An 18,527-nucleotide genomic window follows, 5' to 3' on the forward strand; every position below is an offset into this window, starting at 1 on the left:
TGCGCGCCTTTCAGGACGCAGCAGAAAGCAGTCTGCAGCTGGCATGCAAGCGTCAATGGCAGGCAGCGTGCAGGGCAGCGACATACTTGCTCCAACACGTCACTCCTTCGGCAGTCGCTTGCGCGCACTGTCGCGCACATCGATGTCGAAGGTCACCTGCAGCGCCATGTGCTCCGCATGCCCGGCGCCCGCGTCGAAGCTGAAATGCAATCCCTCGCGGCTCGGCAAGCGACGCACATGCTCTTCCAGCGCGTCGCGCGGCACCAGCAACTGCCAGTGGTCGGTGGCGCAATTACAGGCCGCGTGACCACCGGTCAGGCTCACACTGTGGCGTACCAGGCGCGCCCCCTGCCCGCTGGGCAGCCGGCTCAGATTATCCACGCTCTGCCCGGCCAGCAGCCTCGCCAGTTCGTCCTCGTCGATACGGAACCGCACCTGCTGGCCTTCAATCTGGATTTTCATGGATGAGCTGGCTCCACTGCTCGGGCGTATTGCAATTGACGAACGCGGCGCGTTCGCTGGCGGTGACAGCCACGCGATGACACTGCAGCAATTGTTGCAAGGCGCGCAGCGAGCGGCCTGAAGCCACCCCTGCCATCAGCGCCGCCAAGGACTCGCGCACGCACGCATCGATGCACAGCCGCATCGGCAGCATCTGCGCGTCGAAGGTGACGCAGCGCTGCGGCGCGGCAGCCAGCAACCGCTCCAGCAGCGGCATCGACAACAGCGGCATATCCACCGGTACCACCACCAGCGTGGTCGCATCGCTCAGCTGCGCGATCACGCTCGCCAGGCCACCGAGCGGTCCCAGGTCCGGCTGTGTATCGACGATACCGGGATGTCCAGGACGATCGCCACTGACCAGCACCTCCTGCGCGCCTGCGCTGTGTAGTAGTGCCTGCATGTGCGCAAGCAATGGCCGCCCGCGCCAGGGCAGCAGGGCCTTGTCGCGTCCCATCCGCGATGAGCGCCCGCCCGCCAACACCAGGCCGGTCCAGCCAGGCGCCGGCGGCGGAGGTCTCATGGTTCGAACGCTGGCGCGGCTGGCTGCAGATGCCCCACGCCGTAGACCTGCACCCGCGTGCTGGGGGCAGCACCTTCCGGCTGCGGTTCCAGCACCGCCCAGGCGTTGGCCTGCAACAAGGGCACCACGCGGAACGATTCCTGCTGTGGCAGCACCTGCACCGACAACACACCCGCGCCATCGCACAACAGGCGTGCGCGCAGGTGTTGTCGCCAGATGGGGCGTGCCTGCAGCGGCGTGCGCAAGACCACCGGCAGGCCATGCTCCGGCGGCAGGCCGAGCAGCCCACGCAAGGCCGGCTCGACGAAGAATCGCAGCCCCGCAGCGCTCGCCATCGGGTTGCCCGGCAGGCCGACGTACAGCACGCCGTCGGGCAGGCGCGCCAGCAGCACCGGCTTGCCCGGCCGCACCGCCACCTTGTGGAACAGCAGCTGCGCGCCATGCCGGGCCAGCGCATCGGGAATGAAATCGTAGCGCCCGCGCGACACCGCGCCAGTGCTGAGGATCAGTTGCGCGCCAGATGCACGCGCCTGTGCCAGGGCCAGATCGAATGCTGCCACCTCATCGCCCACCCGCCCCTGCCAGACCGGACGCGCACCGGCCGCACGCAGCTGGCTGAGCAGATAGGCACTGGTGCCGTCGCGGATCTGCCCCGGCTGCAACGGCTGGGCGGGGTCGCCGACCAGCTCGCGGCCGGTGGCGATCAAGGCCACCGGGGGTTGCCGCATCACGTCCACCCGCGCGCAGCCCAGCCCCGCCAGCAGCAGTGCATGCGCACCACGCAACACGGTGCCGGCCGCGATCACCCGATCGTTGACGGCCACGTCCTCGCCACGCCGACGGATATGCTGGCCGACACGCACGTCCGCCCGCAGGCGGATCCGCCCGGGACGCCCGTCCTGCTGCGCCGCCAGCACATCGATCTGCTCGATCGGAACCACCGCATCGGCGCCTGCCGGCAAACCGGCTCCGGTCATGATCTCCCAAGCGTCGCCGGCTGCATGCGCAGGATCCTCGCCTGCAGCCAGGGTCGCAGCGATGCAATGCTCGCTGCCCGCCGCAGCGCCCTGCCCTGCCGTGGCCAGCGCCACCCCATCCATCGCACTGTTGTCGAAGGGCGGCAACGCGTCCGGGCTCAACAAATCCTGCGCCAGCACACGGCCTTGCGCATCGGCGCTGTCCACCGATTCGCTCGCAAGCGGCATTACCTGCTGTTGCAGGCACGCAAGCGCCTCGGCATAGCTGATCGTGAGCAAGGCGATAGCCGGGTTCGATGAATACCCGACTAGAATACCCGGCCGTCCGCGCAGCAGGTATCGCACCGGTCGCAGTAGCCGCTTGCGACTCCGCCACGACGCCGGACGCTGCTCGAATACCTGCCCCGCGCTTGCAGCGCAGGCAACGCCGCGGTGATGGCATACCGCCTGCACTGGCCGGTCGCGCCCCTGTACGGGCTTTGCGCGACAATAGCCGCATGAGCAACCACGATCTCGTTCCCGCCGACGCCCGCGCCCGCGCCTTGCACGGCGCGTTGCTGATCGACATCCGCCACCCGCACGAGCGCGTCGGCGGCCAGGCAGAAGGCGCGCTGGCCATCGCACAGGCCGAACTGGAACAGTTCCCCGCCCAGCACCTGCCCGATACCGGGCGCGAGGTCCTCCTGATCTGCCAGAGCGGCCAGCGTTCCGCGCGCACCGCCGCCCAGCTGCGTGCGTATGGCTATGCGCGGGTGCAATCCGTGCTGGGCGGCACCGCCGCATGGGTGCGCGACGGGCTGCCCACGGTGCGGCCCAGCCTGCCGCCGGACGAGCAGGACTTCCTGGAGCGTTATTCGCGGCATCTCCGGCTGCCGCACGTCGGCCTCGACGGCCAGCAGCGCCTGGCGCGCGCACGCGTGCTGCTGATCGGCGCCGGCGGCCTCGGCTCGCCGGCCGCGTTCTATCTGGCCGCCGCCGGTGTGGGTCACTTGCGGATCGCCGACGACGACGTGGTGGACCGCAGCAACCTGCAGCGCCAGATCCTGCACACCGAAGACAGCGTTGGCAGCGCCAAGGTCGCGTCGGCCGCGCAGCGGCTGGGCGCGCTCAACCCGCGCGTGCAGGTCGAGCCGGTGCGCTGCCGCGTCACCAGCGACACTGTGGAACGGTTGCTGCAGGACGTGGATGTGGTGGTCGACGGCGCCGACAACTTCCCCGCCCGCTATCTGCTCAACGACGCCTGCGTCCGCCTCGGCAAGCCGCTGGTGTACGGGGCGGTGCAACAGTTCGAAGGCCAGCTCAGCGTGTTCGACGCCGGCCGCCAGCGTGGGCAAGCGCCCTGCTACCGCTGCCTGTTCCCCGAGCCGCCACCGCCCGAGTTCGCACCCAATTGCGCCGAGGCCGGCGTGCTTGGCGTCCTGCCTGGGGTGATCGGCCTGCTGCAGGCGACCGAAGCGGTGAAGTTGCTGCTCGGCATTGGCGACAGCCTGGCCGGGCGCCTGCTCAGCTTCGATGCACTGGCGATGCGCTTTCGCGAGATCCGCCTGCGGCCGGATCCGCACTGCCCGGTCTGCGCGCCCGACGCACGCTTTGCCGGCTACCCGGATTACGCGGCATTTTGCGGTAGCGCGATCGATTGAACCCGGCCATGGCGCCGCCGCGGTGCGCCAGCGCAGGTCAGCACGTCACCCGGCATCGTCGTTGACCCACTGCAGCGGGCACATGGCCGCCTTGCACACGCTCACAGGGCATAGGGAATCACCCGCACGATTTCACCGGCCTCGAAACGACGCGCCTGCTCCGGCAGCACGATCAACGCATTGCTGTCGGCGGCACCGCGCAGCAGGTGCGAGGCATCGCCGCGATGCGGCAACGCGCTCAAGCGCCCATCCGCGCCGCATTCCAGCCGCCCGCGCAGGAATTCCCGCCGCTCGTGGCGCTTCTCCCAGGGGCTGGCCAGCGCGGCATGCCACAGCGCTCGCGGCTCGCTGCGACCCTGCAGGCCATCCAGCAGCGGCACGCCGTAGGCGATCAGCGTCGCCAGTACCGACACCGGATTGCCTGGCAATCCCAACACCAGGCAACGCCCGATCTGCCCCAGCACCGCCGGCATCCCCGGGCGCATGCGCACGCGCCAGAAGTGGATCCGGCCCAGTTCCCCGATCAACCGCGGCAGATAATCCTTTTCGCCGGCAGAGACGCCGCCACAGGTGATGACCACATCGAAGGCCGCCGCCGCATCTTCCAGCATGCTGCGGATGCGTTGCGGATCGTCCGGCAGGGTGGGCCAGGCGGTAGGCGCATAGCCCAGCGCCCGCAGCTGCGCCATCAGCATGTCGCGGTTGCTGTTGTAGATCTGCCCGGGGCCCAGCGGTATGCCCGGCTCCACCAGTTCGTCGCCGGTGGCCAGCACCGCAATGGTGGGCCGCGGCGCCACCGCCAACCGCGAGACGCCAAGCGCTGCCGCCAGCCCGATGCGCGCCGGGGTCAGTACCTGCCCGGCCTGGATCACCAGGTCGCCGGCACGCACATCGCTGCCAGCCAGGCGCACGGAGGCACCCGCGCCTGGCGCAGCGAGGATGACCACGATCCCATCGCGCTCTTCGGTGTCTTCCTTGGGCACCACGGTGTCGGCACCGGCCGGCAGCGGCGCGCCGGTGGTGATGCGCAGGCATTGCCCCGGACCCAGCGTGCCGTCCCAACGTTGGCCGGCAAACTGTTCGCCGACCAGCTGCAGGCGGGTTTGCGCGTCCACCAGATCGGCATGCCGCAGCGCAAAGCCGTCCATCGCACTATTGGCGAACGGAGGCAGCGCCAGCGGCGCAATCAGATCGCCGGCGCTGATACGCCCATCGGCGCGTGCGTTGGGAATGGTTTCGTCCGGTGGACGATGGGCGCCCGCCACGGCATGCAGGATCTGCAGCGCCTGCGCGTAGGCAATACGGCTGGGATACTCGTTCATGCCGCGAAGGATACCAGCGCCCTGCGAAAGGCCGGTGCGCAGTGCCACTTCAGAAGACAGTGCTGCAACACGCAGCAGCCCGTGCGCGGCCGCTTGCGTCGTCGCCACCACGCCACGCATGCGCGGCGTGGTGGCGGACTTACTTGCCCTTGACGTGCCGCATCAGGCGCCGCTTGCGCGCCACCTGGCGGTCGGTCAGCGGGTTCTTCTTGCCTTCGTACGGATTGGCACCTTCGCGGAAAATGAAACGCACCGGCGTGCCGACCAGCTTGAAACGCTTGCGGAAAAAGTTTTCCAGATAGCGCTTGTACGACTCCGGCAACACCTTCAGCCGCGTGCCATGCACGATGAAGGTTGGTGGGTTCGCACCGCCCGGATGCACGTAGCGCAGCTTGGAGACGTGGCCGCGGATGCTCGGCGGCGGATTGGTCTCGTAGGCGATTTCCAGCGCCTGGTTCACTTCGCTGGTGCTGAACTCGTGCGTTGCCGAGGCGTGTGCGCGGTGAATCGCCTGGAACAGTTCGCGCATGCCCGAACCATGCAACGCGGAGATCCGCACCGCCTCGGCCCAGTTCACGAAGCCCAGCTTGCGCGAGAGCAGGTCTTCGGCCTGCGCCCGCTGGTAGTCGCTTTGCCCGTCCCACTTGTTGATCGCCACTACCAGCGCACGGCCGGCATCCAGGATCGCGCCAAGAATGGTCGCGTCCTGATCGGTCACGCCTTCGGTGGCATCGAGCATCAGCACTGCCACCTGGCATTGCTCGATCGCCTGCAACGTCTTGAACGCGCTGAACTTCTCCACCGCCTCTTCCACCTTGCCGCGACGGCGCAGGCCGGCGGTATCGATCAGGCGGTATTGGCGATTGTCGCGCTCCAGGTCCACCGCGATCGAATCGCGGGTGGTACCCGGTACATCGGAGGCGATCATGCGCTCCTCGCCCAGCAACCGGTTGACCAAGGTGGACTTGCCCACGTTCGGCCGACCCACGAAGGCGATGCGCACGCGCGCCGGGTCGTTGTCCAGCAACTCGCCGGAGCCTTCCTCCGGCAGCCGTGCACCGACTTCTTCGAGCAGCTCGTCGATGCCCTGCCGATGCGCGGCAGACAGCGCCACCACGTCGGAGAAGCCGTAGCGCGCAAACTCCGAGCGCACGGTCTCTTCGTCGGTGCCGTCGATCTTGTTGATGACCAGCACGGTCGGGCGGGCCAGCTTGCGCAGCCAGGCCAGGATCTCGTCGTCGAGGGAGGACGCACCTTCGCGGCCATCGACCATGAACAACACCAGATCCGCTTCGCCGGCGGCGGCACGCGCCTGACGCGCGGTGGCACCGGCCAGGCCTTCTTCCTCGCCGGCGATACCGCCGGTATCGACGACGATGAACGGTTGCTGCTCGTCGAGGCGGCAGACACCGTAATTGCGGTCGCGGGTGACGCCGGGCTGGTCGTGGACCAACGCGTCGCGGGTGCGCGTCAGCGCATTGAAGATGGTGGACTTGCCGACATTGGGCCGTCCAACCAGGGCGACCAGGGGCAGCATCGCAAGGTCCTTATTGTGCCAACCGGAAGGCGCTGAGATCGCCGTCGGTATTTTGTACCAGCAGAATGCCATCAACGACCTGTGGCTGCGCCAGCAGCGTGTCGCGTCCAGCGCGAGCGCGCGCGGCCAGTGCGCCATCGCTGAGCTTCAGCCAGTGCAGATAGCCCTTGTAGTCACCGACCACGGCATAGTCGCCCTGGATGGCCACACCGGTGAGCGAGCGGCGCGCCAAGGCCGCCTGCGACCACATCGCCGCACCGGTGGTCTTGTCCAGGCCCCATACCGAGCCGGCGTTGTCGGAGACCACCACCACGGCCGACGACACACCAACACCACCGGCGCCGCCATGATCGCGCGTCCACAGCGGACGGCCGCTCGGGCCTTCCAGCGCCAGGGTTTCGTTCTTGAAGCTGGTGGCATACAGCGTGGTGCCATCGAGCACCGGCGCACCATCCACGTCGGCCATGCGCTCCAGCTCGGTGCGACCTTCCGGCACGCCAATGGCCTGCTCCCACAACGGGCGGCCATCCTGCAGGGCCAGCGCGCTCAAGGTGCCGCTATCGTTGCCGACGAATACCACGCCCGGGCCGATGACGATCGGCGCATTGCCGCGCACCGACAGGGTGGGGCCTTCCTCGGCATGGAACCAGCGACGTTCGCCGGTGGCGGCATCGAATGCAGTCACGCGGCCGTCGTTGCTGCGCACCAGCACCAGATTCTGCGCGATCGCCGGTGCGGCGATCACCTCATTGGGCACCTTGCCGCGCCACTTTTCAGTGCCGTCGGCCTGATTCAGGGCAATCACATCGCCAGACAGGCTACCGATCACCACCAGCCCCTCGCCCACCCCGGGACCACCGGACAGGCGCTGCTTGAACTTGCGGTCGTTACGCTCTTCCTTCTTGGGCTTGTATTCCCATACGCGCTTGCCGGTCTGCAGGTCCAGCGCCTGCACGCCGCCGGTGATCGCTGCGGCATACACCTTGCCGTCGGCCACGGCCGGTCGCTGACGCACGCCGATGTGCCCTTCGCCCTTGCCCACGCCAGTGGACCACAGCTTGTCGACCTTGACCGATGACTCGAAATCCACCAATTCCGCCGGTTCCTGCGCCTTCTTGGCCGCCGCATCCTTGCCCGCGAACCAGCCCTTGACGGTGCTGCAGCCAGCCAACGACACGCCCATCAGGGCAAGCAACGCCACGCGCTTGTACATATCGACCTGCTTCATCAAATCTGCTCCGCCGGATCGGGCACCTTGCCGCCCACATCCATCAGCTTGGTTTCCAACAGCCGGCGCTGCGGCGAGGCCACGTCCACCGTGGTCAATGCCCGGGTATACAGGGCACGCGCATCTGTGGGCTTGCCCTGCGCAACCAGCGCATCGCCGCGAATCTCCAGGCTGGCATGGTCCTGCGCATCGGCCAGCAGCTTGATCGCTTCGTCCGGCTTGCCACTTTCGATCAGCACGCGCGCCAGGCGCTGCTGCACGACCTGCTTGAGCGCGCCTTCGGCCGGCACATCGCGCAAGGTCTTGATCGCTTCGGCATTCTTGCCGGCATCCACCTGGGCCTTGGCCAGACGCAGCGCCGCCAGCTCGGCATAGATGCCGCCCTTGCCGTCGTCCAGCGCCACGATGTCCTTGGCGGCCTTGTCCAGGTTCTTGGCCTGGATCGACTTCACCACTGCCTCGTAACGGGCATTGGCCTCCACCAGTTCGGTGTTGGCACGCTTCTGCCACCACTGCCAACCCAGGATCAGTGCCAGGCCGAGCAGGACGCCGCCCACCAGGCCCGCACCATTCTTTCTCAACCAGGACCGAACCCGTTCGCCTTGTTCGTGTTCGTCCAGCAGATCGTCGATCGCCATGCGTACTCTCGCTCCGTCATCCCGGAGGCGCGGAACATCAAAAGGGAAAAATGAAAAACCGCAGTCCGCTTCACTCGGAAGCAGGCACCACGGAGCCATCGGAGGATACCGCAAAACGTGCCACGTTCGCGCGCTGGAACGGTTTCACATCGACGATACTGCCGCCTTGCTGAACCTCTACCGCCGAGGCGTTGCCCAGCACGATGCGGCCCACCTGGCCCGGCGCATAGTTGCGGCGCTCGCCGGCATGGATCAATGCTTTCTCGACCGCACTGCCATCCGGCGCCAGGATCTGCACCCAACTATCGCCACTGAAACTCAGCGAAAGGCTGCCAGCCTGTGCTGCGCTTGGCGCCTGCTCGGCTGCCGGGGTGGCGCTTGGCACGGGCGTCATCGAGGCGATGTAGGGCGCAGCCCGCTCGCGCGGCACAGTGGCCGGCTGTGCTGCGGAGGCCGTGCCCCGGGTGTTGGCGGCCACCGGCATGCTGTCCAGCGACACGGTGCTCGGCGCCTTGCCATCCAGGTGCGAGCGGGTCGCATACCAGACCGGCACCGCAAACACGCCGGTAATGACGACATACATCGCCTTGCGCGCCGTGCTTTCGACAATGCGACGCGCGCGTGGCGTATGGGTATGGCTGACCAGCTTGACCGGTTCGACCGGGGCAATGGTGGCCTGCTGCAACAACGGCTCCAGATCGACCCGCAGCAGACGCGCATAGCTGCGTAACTGACCACGCACGAAGACCGGCGCGCCCAGACGCTGCCAGTCTTCCTGCTCCAGCGAACGCACCACATGCGCCGGCATGCGCAACTTGCCGGCCACCTCGTCCAGGCTCAGACCTGACGCTTCGCGCGCCTCGCGCAGATGCTGTCCGCAGCCCTTTTCCTGCTCGAAAGGGTTCGGATTGGAATCACTGATCACAATGCATTGGCCCCGGGGTGAGCGGTCGCTGCGTCAGGAAATTCCTTGACCAACCGCTGTTGGTAACGGCTGGCAGCTACCTTGTCGCCCAGCCCTTGCTCAATCTGAATGGCGAGTTGTAACACGGATGCCGTTGCCGGTGCAGCCGCAAGCCTCCGTTCGACAAACGCGCGTGCCTCGAAAAAGTTGCGCCGACCCGTTTCCAGCCGCGCCATCGACTCGAGCGCGTAGGGGTTGTTCGGATCGATGTCCAATGCCTTGCGCAGATCGCCCAGCGCACGTTCGGATTGACCTGCCTTTAGTGCGCAACCGCCGGCATTTCCCAGTGCCGACGCTGGCGAGGCGTACGCTCTGTCGGCCAAGGCACGATCGAACCAGGCAAGCGACTCGCCAGGTGAGCCGTTGGCACACAACCAGGCGCCGTAGTTGTTGAGAATGTCACCGCGCTGGGGAGCCAGTTCGGCAGCGCGACGGTAGGAAGCGCCAGCGCCGGCCATATCGCCCCTGCCCCCCTGGATCAGGGCCAGCATGCCAAGGGCATCCACCGACTGCGGATCTTTCTTCAACGCGGCCCGAACCTGTTCCTCGGCGCCAGCGTAATCGCCGGTCTGCAGCCGATTGTTGGCAAGGCCCAGCTTCTCCTGCACCGCGAGGCGGCTCTTGGTGGCCTTGCCATCGCGGAACGAATACACCGGCGCCACTTCTTCAACGCTTTCGGCCACACCGGCCTTGGGATTGCGCCAACCGCAGCCAACCGCGCACAACGCGATCGCCACGGCCGCCATTAACGCGAATTCACGCTGCCGCATCTCGATCGGCCTGCCCTTCCAATGTGCGGCGGAACTCCGCCTGGCGACGGGTGCGGTCCATGACCTGGCCCTTGAGCTGCCCGCAGGCTGCGTCGATGTCGTCGCCGCGGGTACGGCGCACCATCGTCAGCACCTGTGCGTCGAGCAGGATCTTCTGGAATGCGCGAATCTCCGTCTCGCCGGAGCGCTCATAGCGCGTGCCGGGGAACGGGTTGAACGGAATCAGGTTGACCTTGCCGGCATCCTTGGATTGCACCGCATTGTCGAACTGACGCATCAACCGGGCCAGCTGCCGCGCATGTTCCGGCTGGTCGTTGATGCCTTTCATCAAGGTGTATTCGAAGGTCACCGAATCGCGCTTCTTGCTGCCGCGCAGGTAGCGGGCGCAGGACTCCATCAACTCCGCGATCGGGTACTTCTTGTTCAGCGGCACCAGGCTCTCGCGCAGGGTGTCGTTGGCCGCATGCAGCGACACCGCCAGCGAGACATCGCTTTCGGTGGACAACCGGTCGATCATCGGTACCAGGCCAGAAGTGGACAGCGTCACCCGCTTGCTGGCCAAGCCGTAGCCCAGATCGTCGCGCATCACGCTCATCGCGCGCACGACGTTGTCGAAATTCATCAGCGGCTCGCCCATGCCCATCATCACCACGTTGGTGAGGCGGCGCCAGCCTTTGGCAGCACTGCCGTGCGGCACGTTGCCCAGATGGCGCGCCGCCACCCACACCTGCCCGATGATCTCGGCAGTGGTCAGGTTGCGGTTGAAGCCCTGGGTGGCGGTCGAACAGAACGTGCAGTTCAGGCCGCAACCAACCTGGGAGGACACGCATAGCGTGCCGCGGCCCTTGTCGGGGATGTAGACCGTCTCGATCGCATTCTTGCCGTCGGTGCCCATGGCCAGCAGCCACTTGTGGGTACCGTCGGTGGAGGGCTTGTCGAAGACCACATTCGGGACCAGCACCTCGGCATGCTGGTGCAGCTTCGCACGCAATGCCTTGCCGAGGTCGGTCATCTGGTCGAAATCGGCGACGTAGCGGTGGTGGATCCACTTCATCACTTGGTGGGCACGGTAGCGCGCTTCGCCGAGCGTGTCGGCGAAGAAGCGCTCCAGTCCCTCGCGATCGAGGTCGAGCAGGTTCTGCTTGCGCACCGGTGCTGCGGGGACGGGAGCGTCCTGCAGCACGGAGGGGATCACGACCTCATTCACGATTCGACTCTCTCGGCCTCAGCGCGAGACCACTTCGGTAGCGGCAAAGAAATACGCCACCTCATTGGCAGCGTTCTCGACCGAGTCCGAGCCGTGGGCGGCATTGGCATCGATCGAATCGGCGAAGTCGGCGCGGATGGTGCCCGGCGCAGCGTCCTTCGGGTTGGTGGCACCCAGCAGGTCGCGGTGCGCGGCAACGGCGTTCTCGCCTTCCAGCGCCTGGATCATCACGGGGCCGGAAATCATGAACTCGACCAGCGCGTTGAAGAACGGACGCTCGCGGTGCACGGCGTAGAAGCCTTCGGCTTCACGGCGCGACAGCTGCTTGTACTTGGCGGCCACGACCTTCAGGCCGGCCTTTTCGAAGCGGCTGTAGATTTCGCCGATGACGTTCTTGGCGACGGCGTCGGGCTTGATGATGGACAGGGTGCGCTCCAGCGCCATGGGAATTCTCCGTTGGGCGGGCCACTGAAGGCCCGAGGTTATCATGAAAAAAACCCGCGTCAAAACGCGGGCTTAGGCTTCTTTGCGATGGTCAATTCTATCTCGTTGGCTATTTGTTTGCATACCGCCCACTGAATCGTGCTGCAGCGCCGCATGACCGGGCGCACTGCTGGCCCTAGAATCAAACAATCGTTTGATTGAGCCTGACCCGACGCATGCCCAAGCCAGCCCACTTCTCCACCAAGGACCGCATTCTCGGCGCGGCCGAGGAGCTGTTTGCCCAGCATGGATTCGCCGGTACCTCGTTGCGCCAGCTCACCACCCAGGCCGACGTCAACATCGCTGCGGTCAACTACCACTTCGGCTCCAAGGAAAACCTGGTCAACGAGGTGTTCCGCCGGCGCATGGACGAGATGACCAGCGCACGACTGCAGCAGCTGGAAGCGGCGAAGAAGTCACAGCCCGGCGAACTCACCGCGGTCCTGGCGGCGTTCGTAGAGCCTGCGCTGGCGATGGCGCAGGACCGCCAGAACGGCGGCGCCTTCGTGCGCGTGATCGCGCGCGCCTACGCCGAAAAGAACGACAACCTGCGCAAGTTCCTGTCCGACCACTACGGGCACGTGCTGCGTGAATTCGGCAAGGCCATCGCCGCCTGCGTGCCGGGGCTGAGCAAGGAGGAACTGTACTGGCGCCTGGACTTCCTGGCCGGTGCGCTCACCTATGCGATGGCCGACTTCGGCCTCATCAAGCGCCCGGCCGGCGTCAGCGAGGCCGACCACCGCGCCCGCGCGGCGCGCGAACTCATCCGTTTCGCGGAACCCGGTTTCCGCGCTCATTCCACACCGTAAACGTTCCACCAAGAGGCTATTGCCATGTCCAATCCGTTGCTAGTTCGTCGCGCCGCCGTGCTCGGTGCCGGCGTCATGGGCGCGCAGATCGCCGCCCACCTCACCAATGCCGGTGTCGATACCGTGCTGTTCGACCTGCCCGCCAAGGATGGTCCGGCCGACGGCATCGTGCTCAAGGCCATTGCCAACCTCGGCAAGCTCAGCCCTGCCCCGCTCGCCAGCAAGGCGTTGGCCGAAGCGATCACCCCGGCCAATTATGAGAGCGGCCTGGAGCAGTTGCGCGACTGCGATCTCATCATCGAAGCGATCGCCGAGCGGATGGACTGGAAGCAGGACTTGTACAAGAAGATCGCGCCGTTTGTCTCCGAGCAGGCGGTGCTGGCCTCCAACACTTCCGGCTTGGGCATCAACAAGCTGTCCGACGTGCTGCCCGAGCAGCTGCGCCACCGTTTCTGCGGCGTCCACTTCTTCAACCCGCCGCGCTACATGCACCTGGCCGAGCTGATCCCGGCCAAGGGCACCGACAAGGCCGTGCTGGAAGGGCTGGAAGCGTTCCTGGTCACTACCCTGGGCAAGGGCGTGGTGTATGCGAAGGACACCCCGAACTTCATCGGCAACCGCATCGGCGTGTTCTCGATCCTGTCCACCATCCACCACACGCAGGAATTCGGCCTGGGCTTCGACGAAGTGGATGGCCTGACCGGCCCCTTGGTCGGCCGCCCGAAGTCGGCGACCTACCGCACCTCGGACGTGGTTGGCCTGGACACCATGGCGCACGTCATCAAGACCATGGGCGACACCCTGCCGGACGATCCGTGGCACCAATACTTCACCTCACCGAAGTGGCTGGACGCGCTGATCGCCAAGGGTGCGCTGGGCCAGAAGGTTGGCGCCGGTATCTTCCGCAAGGTCGGCAAGGACATCGTGGTGCTGGACCTGGAGAAACAGGACTACAGGGCTGCCGATCGTAGCGCCGCACCGGAAGTGGTCGAGATCCTCAAGATCAAGAACCCGGCCGAAAAGTTCGCCAAGCTGCGTGAAAGCCAGCACCCGCAGACGCAGTTCCTGTGGGCCACCTTCCGCGACCTGTTCCACTACAGCGCCTATCACCTGGCCGATATCGCCGAAACCGCGCGCGATGTGGACCTGGCCATCCGCTGGGGCTACGGCTGGTCGCTCGGCCCGTTCGAAACCTGGCAGGCCGCCGGCTGGAAGCAGGTGGCGCAGTGGATTGCCGAAGATATCTCCAACGGCAAGAGCATGAGCAGCGCGCCGTTGCCGAACTGGGTATTCGATGGTCGCGATGGCGTGCATGGCGCGGAAGGCTCGTACAGTCCGGCACGCGACGCCAAGCTACCGCGCTCCGCGTTGCCGGTGTACAAGCGCCAGCGTTTCCCGGACCCGCTGCTGGGCGAGAAGTTCTCGCCGGGCGAGACCGTGTTCGAAAACGACGGCGTGCGCATGTGGCACGACGGCGACGATGTCGCCGTGGTCAGCTTCAAGACCAAGATGAACACCGTCTCCGACCACGTGCTCAATGGCCTTCAGGAAGTGGTGGGCCGCGCGGAGAAGGATTTTGCCGGCCTGGTGATCTGGCAGCAGAAGGAACCCTTCTCCGCCGGTGCCGATCTGGCTGGCGCGCTGGGCCTGCTGCAGGCCGGCAAGGTGGACGCGTTCGAAGCCCTGGTCGCCAATTTCCAGGCCACCAGCCAACGCATCAAGTATTCGCAGGTGCCGGTGATTTCGGCGGTGCGCGGCTTGGCACTGGGCGGCGGTTGCGAATTCCAGATGCACAGTGCCAAGACCGTGGCCTCACTGGAGAGCTATATCGGCCTGGTGGAAGCCGGCGTCGGCCTGCTGCCGGCCGGTGGCGGCCTGAAAGAGCTTGCGGTGCGCGCCTCGGTGGCGGCGGGTCCAGGCGGCGATGTGTTCGCCGAGCTGAAGAAGACCTTCGAAACCGTGGCAATGGCCAAGGTCTCCAACTCAGCGGTCAATGCGCAGGAGCTGGGCCTGCTGCGCGCCACCGACAAGATCGTCTTCAACAGCTATGAGGCACTGCACATCGCCAAGGCCGAAGCGCGTGCGCTTGCTGAAGGTGGCTACCGCGCCCCGCTGCCGGCACGCCGCATCCAGGTGGCCGGCGATGTGGGTATCGCCACCTTCAAGATGTTGCTGGTCAACATGCTGGAAGGCCGCTTCATCAGCGAATACGACTACGAGATCGCCACCCGCATCGCCACGGTGGTCTGCGGCGGCGAAGTCGATCGCGGCGCGCTGGTGGACGAAGAATGGCTACTCAAGCTGGAGCGCAAACACTTCGTCGAACTGGCCCAGCAGGAAAAAACCCAGGCGCGGATTGGGCACATGTTGAAGACCGGCAAGCCGTTGAGGAACTGAGAATCGGGAGTGGGGAATCGGGAATGGGTAAACCCCCAACCGACTCCCCGCTTCTCCCAATTATCTGCCGGGTAATGAAGATGGCGAACTCAGGCGAATCCGCACTTGCGATTCCCGATTCCCGATTCTCGATTCCCGGCTATCGGAGATAGCCAAATGAGCAAGCAGATTCAAGAAGCCTACATCGTCGCCGCCACCCGTACCCCGGTCGGCAAGGCGCCCAAGGGCGTGTTCCGCAATACCCGTCCCGACGATATGCTGGCGCACGTGCTGCGTGCAGTGGTGGCGCAGGCGCCGGGGATCGATCTGTCGCGCATTGACGACGCCATCATAGGTTGCGCCATGCCCGAGGGCGAGCAAGGGATGAACGTGGCGCGTATCGGCGTGCTGCTGGCCGGCCTGCCCAATACCGTGGCCGGTCAGACCATCAACCGGTTCTGTTCGTCCGGCATCCAGGCCATCGCGATGGCGGCCGACCAGATCCGCCTGGGCAATGCCGACCTGATGCTGGCCGGCGGTACCGAGTCGATGTCGATGGTGCCGATGATGGGCAACAAGGTCGCGATGTCACCGAGCGTCTTCGCCGACGACCACGTGGCCATTGCCTATGGCATGGGCATCACCGCCGAGAAGGTGGCCGAAGAGTGGAAGGTCTCGCGCGAGGACCAGGATGCGTTTGCGCTGGCCTCGCACCAGAAGGCCATCGCCGCGATCGCCGCCGGCGAGTTCCGCGACGAGATCACCCCATATGAGATCCATTCGCACCAGCCTGACCTGGCCGGCAATGTCATCGCCCTGCGCCAGCGCCTGGTCGATACCGACGAAGGCCCGCGCCCGGACAGCTCGCTGGAAGGCCTGGCCAAGCTGCGCCCGGTGTTCCGCAACGGGCAGTTCGGCGGCAGCGTCACCGCCGGCAACTCCTCGCAGATGAGCGATGGCGCCGGTGCCGTGCTGCTGGCCTCCGAGCAGGCGATCAAGGATTACGGCCTCACCCCGCTTGCGCGCTTCGTCAGCTTCTCGGTCGCGGGTGTGCGCCCGGAAGTGATGGGTATCGGCCCGATCGCCGCGATTCCCAAGGCGCTCAAGCAGGCCGGGCTGACCAAGGACCAGCTCGACTGGATCGAGCTCAACGAAGCTTTCGCCGCACAGGCGTTGGCGGTGATCCGCGATAGCGAGCTGGATCCGTCCAAGGTCAATCCGCTGGGCGGCGCGATTGCACTGGGCCACCCGCTGGGCGCCACCGGCGCGATCCGTGCCGCCACCCTGGTGCACGGCCTGCGCCGCCGCCAGCAGAAGTACGGCATGGTCACCATGTGCATCGGTACCGGCATGGGCGCGGCGGGCATCATCGAGGCGCTGTAAGCCACGCCGTGTCAGATCAGCCGTCTTACCCGATCAGGTAATCGACGAAGGCGTGCACGAGCACGCCTTCGCTCGTTCTGCAGTGCGCTGACGAACAGCCCGCCTCGCGCTACCGTTGCAACGACACCACAGGCCGCAGCTTAGCGCGCAACCAGCCATTGCCCGACGCGCGCACCAGCAAACACCAAGGCCAGCCCGGCCACCAGCGTCACCGCCAGATAGACGCCGATCATCGTGGTGCGATCGCTGCGCGCAAAGACCAGGCATTCCATCATCAACGACGAGAACGTGGTCAGCCCGCCGATCACGCCGACGATCAGCAGCGCCCGCAGCGGCCAGCTCGACGGGCCGCGCGCCTCCAGCCATACCAGCAGCACGCCAGCGACGAACGAGCCGGCCAGGTTCACGGTCAAGGTTCCCCACGGAAACCCGGCGCCGAAGCGCTGCAGCAGCGATGCGCCGATCGCAAAGCGCAAACCGGAGCCGAGCGCACCGCCGGTCATCGCCAGCAACAATTGCTGCCACCACACCGGGGCATTCATAAGCCCCCCCCGCACTCGTTGGCCGGCAGTGTCATCGAAGAAGAAGTCGCGTGCGTGAGCGGCATCATCAATCCTCAGTCAAAAAACGATGCCGGGCACGGACCTGCCGCCCCGGCGAGGGTGGGCAGGCATCATCAGCGCGCAGAACGCGTGCGGTTCAAGGAGGAATGCCATCTCCTGCAGCAGTGATTATGCCGGGGGCTTGCCGGCCTTGTCAGCTCGCGCTTGTGCACGCGCCGCGCGCAGGCGGTCGAGCTTTTCCTTGAGCTTGATCTCCAGCCCGCGCGGCACCGGGTGGTAGTAGACCTGCTCGCCCATTGCGTCCGGAAAGCCGGTCTGGTCCAGCGCGATGCCGCCTTCGGCGTCATGGTCGTATTGATAGTCCTGCCCATAGCCGAGCGTCTTCATCAGCTTGGTCGGCGCGTTGCGCAAGTGCAGAGGAACTTCCTGGGTACCGGTGGCGCGCATGTCGGCCTTGGCCTGGTTGAAGGCGGCATAGCCGGCATTGGACTTGGCCGTGCTGGCCAGGTACAGCACCAATTGCGCAAAAGCCAGCTCGCCTTCCGGACTACCCAGACGCTCGTAGATGTCCCAGGCTTCCAGCGCCATGCTCTGCGCGCGCGGATCGGCCAGGCCGATATCCTCGATCGCCATGCGAGTCAGCCGCCGCGCCAGATAGGCCGGGTCGCAGCCGCCGTCGAGCATGCGCGTGAGCCAGTACAGTGCCGCATCCGGGTTGGAGCTGCGCACCGATTTGTGCAAAGCCGAGATCTGGTCGTAAAACTGCTCGCCGTTCTTGTCGAAACGGCGGGTGCGGTCGGCCAGTACCTGCAACAGCGTTTGCGGCGTGATCTCGCCACCCTCGCCTGCGGCAAGCTCGGCGGCAATCTCCAGCAGCGTCAAGGCGCGGCGCACATCGCCGTCGGCGGCGCTGGCAATCTCCAGCAAGGACGCGTCCGAGACCTGGATGCGCTCCTGCCCCAATCCGCGCTGCGGATCGTGCAAGGCGCGCTGCAATGCTTCGACGATCTCCTGCGGCCACACCGATTCCAGCACGTGCACGCGGCAGCGCGACAGCAACGCGGAGTTCAATTCGAACGAAGGGTTCTCGGTGGTCGCGCCGACGAACAGGATGGTGCCGCGCTCGATATGCGGCAGGAAGGCATCCTGCTGCGCCTTGTTGAAGCGATGCACCTCATCGACGAACAATACCGTGCGCCGGCCGCTGGCGAACCGCTGCGCGGCCTCGGCCAGCACCTGGCGCACATCGGGCAGCCCCGACAACACTGCGGAAATCGCCTTGAATTCGGCATCCGCGTAGTGCGCCAGCAGCAAAGCGAGCGTGGTCTTGCCGCACCCGGGCGGACCCCACAGGATCATCGAATGCACGCGACCGGATTCCACCGCGCGACGCAGCGCACTGTCGGGTGTCAACAGGCGTTTTTGCCCCACCATCTCGTCCAGCGTGCGCGGGCGCATGCGCTCTGCTAACGGCGCCATCGCGTTGAGGCCGGGATATGGCAGAACGGGCGTGATCGAGTGGGGGCGTTTGTGTTTGCTCACTCCTTCACTATATCGCCTTCGTCAAGTGGACGTTCCACAACGCAGTTTTCGACCATGCCTGGCG

At 66.1% G+C, this 18,527-nt stretch carries 17 protein-coding genes and 1 riboswitch; of the genes, 4 read left to right on the plus strand and 13 right to left on the minus strand.

Translation table 11 applies throughout. The features are described from left to right. Positions 1 to 99: 99 nt before the first annotated feature. From XcuCFBP2542_RS11355 to XcuCFBP2542_RS11365, 3 genes are read right to left on the minus strand one after another with little or no spacing between them, the layout of a single operon-like run. Positions 100 to 462 (minus strand): hypothetical protein, encoded by a 363-nt coding sequence (locus XcuCFBP2542_RS11355; protein WP_104603671.1) that lies wholly within the window; start codon positions 460 to 462, stop codon positions 100 to 102. Continuing rightward, complete coding sequence (gene mobA / locus XcuCFBP2542_RS11360) at positions 446 to 1,024, minus strand: molybdenum cofactor guanylyltransferase (RefSeq protein ID WP_104603672.1); 579 nt, start codon at positions 1,022 to 1,024, stop codon at positions 446 to 448. Before mobA ends, XcuCFBP2542_RS11355 begins: the two co-directional genes overlap by 17 nt. Then, positions 1,021 to 2,280, minus strand: coding sequence for a molybdopterin molybdotransferase MoeA (locus tag XcuCFBP2542_RS11365; RefSeq protein ID WP_276329813.1), 1,260 nt, complete (start codon positions 2,278 to 2,280; stop codon positions 1,021 to 1,023). The genes mobA and XcuCFBP2542_RS11365 overlap by 4 nt, the downstream gene beginning before the upstream one ends. A 173-nt stretch (positions 2,281 to 2,453) precedes the next feature. Between XcuCFBP2542_RS11365 and moeB the strand changes: the two genes are divergently transcribed. Then, positions 2,454 to 3,641: a molybdopterin-synthase adenylyltransferase MoeB gene (gene moeB, locus XcuCFBP2542_RS11370; RefSeq protein WP_425478032.1), complete on the plus strand. Its 1,188-nt coding sequence runs from the start codon at positions 2,454 to 2,456 to the stop codon at positions 3,639 to 3,641. A 101-nt stretch (positions 3,642 to 3,742) separates the two neighbouring features. Here moeB and XcuCFBP2542_RS11375 read toward each other — a convergent pair whose 3' ends face one another. The 8 genes from XcuCFBP2542_RS11375 to ndk form a co-directional block, all read right to left on the minus strand. Beyond that, the gene (locus XcuCFBP2542_RS11375) at positions 3,743 to 4,963 is read right to left on the minus strand and encodes a molybdopterin molybdotransferase MoeA (protein WP_104603736.1); all 1,221 of its coding nucleotides are present in this window, start codon (positions 4,961 to 4,963) and stop codon (positions 3,743 to 3,745) included. 139 nt (positions 4,964 to 5,102) lie between these two features. Further along, positions 5,103 to 6,500: a ribosome biogenesis GTPase Der gene (gene der, locus XcuCFBP2542_RS11380; RefSeq protein WP_104603674.1), complete on the minus strand. Its 1,398-nt coding sequence runs from the start codon at positions 6,498 to 6,500 to the stop codon at positions 5,103 to 5,105. A gap of 10 nt (positions 6,501 to 6,510) precedes the next feature. Next, positions 6,511 to 7,728, minus strand: a complete 1,218-nt coding sequence (gene bamB / locus XcuCFBP2542_RS11385) for an outer membrane protein assembly factor BamB (protein WP_167526908.1) — start codon at positions 7,726 to 7,728, stop codon at positions 6,511 to 6,513. Then, positions 7,728 to 8,366 carry a YfgM family protein gene (locus tag XcuCFBP2542_RS11390; protein WP_104603676.1) on the minus strand — a complete coding sequence of 213 codons (639 nt, stop codon included), beginning with the start codon at positions 8,364 to 8,366 and terminating at the stop codon, positions 7,728 to 7,730. Before XcuCFBP2542_RS11390 ends, bamB begins: the two co-directional genes overlap by 1 nt. A 70-nt stretch (positions 8,367 to 8,436) precedes the next feature. Further along, entirely contained in the window at positions 8,437 to 9,291 is an 855-nt protein-coding gene (locus XcuCFBP2542_RS11395; RefSeq protein ID WP_104603677.1) for a RodZ domain-containing protein, read from the minus strand. Continuing rightward, a complete protein-coding gene (pilW, locus tag XcuCFBP2542_RS11400; protein WP_104603678.1) occupies positions 9,288 to 10,076 on the minus strand; it encodes a type IV pilus biogenesis/stability protein PilW in 789 nt (262 codons plus the stop codon). Before pilW ends, XcuCFBP2542_RS11395 begins: the two co-directional genes overlap by 4 nt. 10 nt (positions 10,077 to 10,086) lie before the next feature. Continuing rightward, positions 10,087 to 11,307, minus strand: a complete 1,221-nt coding sequence (gene rlmN, locus XcuCFBP2542_RS11405) for a dual-specificity RNA methyltransferase RlmN (RefSeq protein ID WP_104603679.1) — start codon at positions 11,305 to 11,307, stop codon at positions 10,087 to 10,089. Positions 11,308 to 11,325: 18 nt separating this feature from the next. Beyond that, entirely contained in the window at positions 11,326 to 11,751 is a 426-nt protein-coding gene (gene ndk / locus XcuCFBP2542_RS11410) for a nucleoside-diphosphate kinase (protein ID WP_002812972.1), read from the minus strand. 215 nt (positions 11,752 to 11,966) lie between these two features. Between ndk and XcuCFBP2542_RS11415 the strand changes: the two genes are divergently transcribed. From XcuCFBP2542_RS11415 to XcuCFBP2542_RS11425, 3 genes are all read left to right on the plus strand, one after another. Further along, entirely contained in the window at positions 11,967 to 12,599 is a 633-nt protein-coding gene (locus tag XcuCFBP2542_RS11415; RefSeq protein ID WP_104603680.1) for a TetR/AcrR family transcriptional regulator, read from the plus strand. A gap of 24 nt (positions 12,600 to 12,623) precedes the next feature. Then, entirely contained in the window at positions 12,624 to 14,996 is a 2,373-nt protein-coding gene (locus tag XcuCFBP2542_RS11420) for a 3-hydroxyacyl-CoA dehydrogenase/enoyl-CoA hydratase family protein (protein WP_104603681.1), read from the plus strand. Positions 14,997 to 15,152: 156 nt separating this feature from the next. Continuing rightward, positions 15,153 to 16,358 carry an acetyl-CoA C-acyltransferase gene (locus XcuCFBP2542_RS11425; protein ID WP_104603682.1) on the plus strand — a complete coding sequence of 402 codons (1,206 nt, stop codon included), beginning with the start codon at positions 15,153 to 15,155 and terminating at the stop codon, positions 16,356 to 16,358. 140 nt (positions 16,359 to 16,498) lie between these two features. Here the strand turns inward: XcuCFBP2542_RS11425 and crcB are convergent, their stop codons facing one another. Together crcB and XcuCFBP2542_RS11435 are read right to left on the minus strand one after the other, a co-directional pair. Further along, the gene (gene crcB / locus XcuCFBP2542_RS11430) at positions 16,499 to 16,900 is read right to left on the minus strand and encodes a fluoride efflux transporter CrcB (RefSeq protein WP_104603683.1); all 402 of its coding nucleotides are present in this window, start codon (positions 16,898 to 16,900) and stop codon (positions 16,499 to 16,501) included. A gap of 118 nt (positions 16,901 to 17,018) precedes the next feature. Continuing rightward, positions 17,019 to 17,087: riboswitch (Fluoride riboswitch) on the minus strand. 2 nt (positions 17,088 to 17,089) lie between these two features. Beyond that, on the minus strand, positions 17,090 to 18,463 hold the full coding sequence (locus tag XcuCFBP2542_RS11435) for a replication-associated recombination protein A (RefSeq protein WP_104603684.1): 1,374 nt from the start codon (positions 18,461 to 18,463) through the stop codon (positions 17,090 to 17,092). Positions 18,464 to 18,527: the final 64 nt, after the last annotated feature.

This window comes from Xanthomonas cucurbitae (assembly GCF_002939885.1).
Lineage (GTDB): Bacteria > Pseudomonadota > Gammaproteobacteria > Xanthomonadales > Xanthomonadaceae > Xanthomonas > Xanthomonas cucurbitae.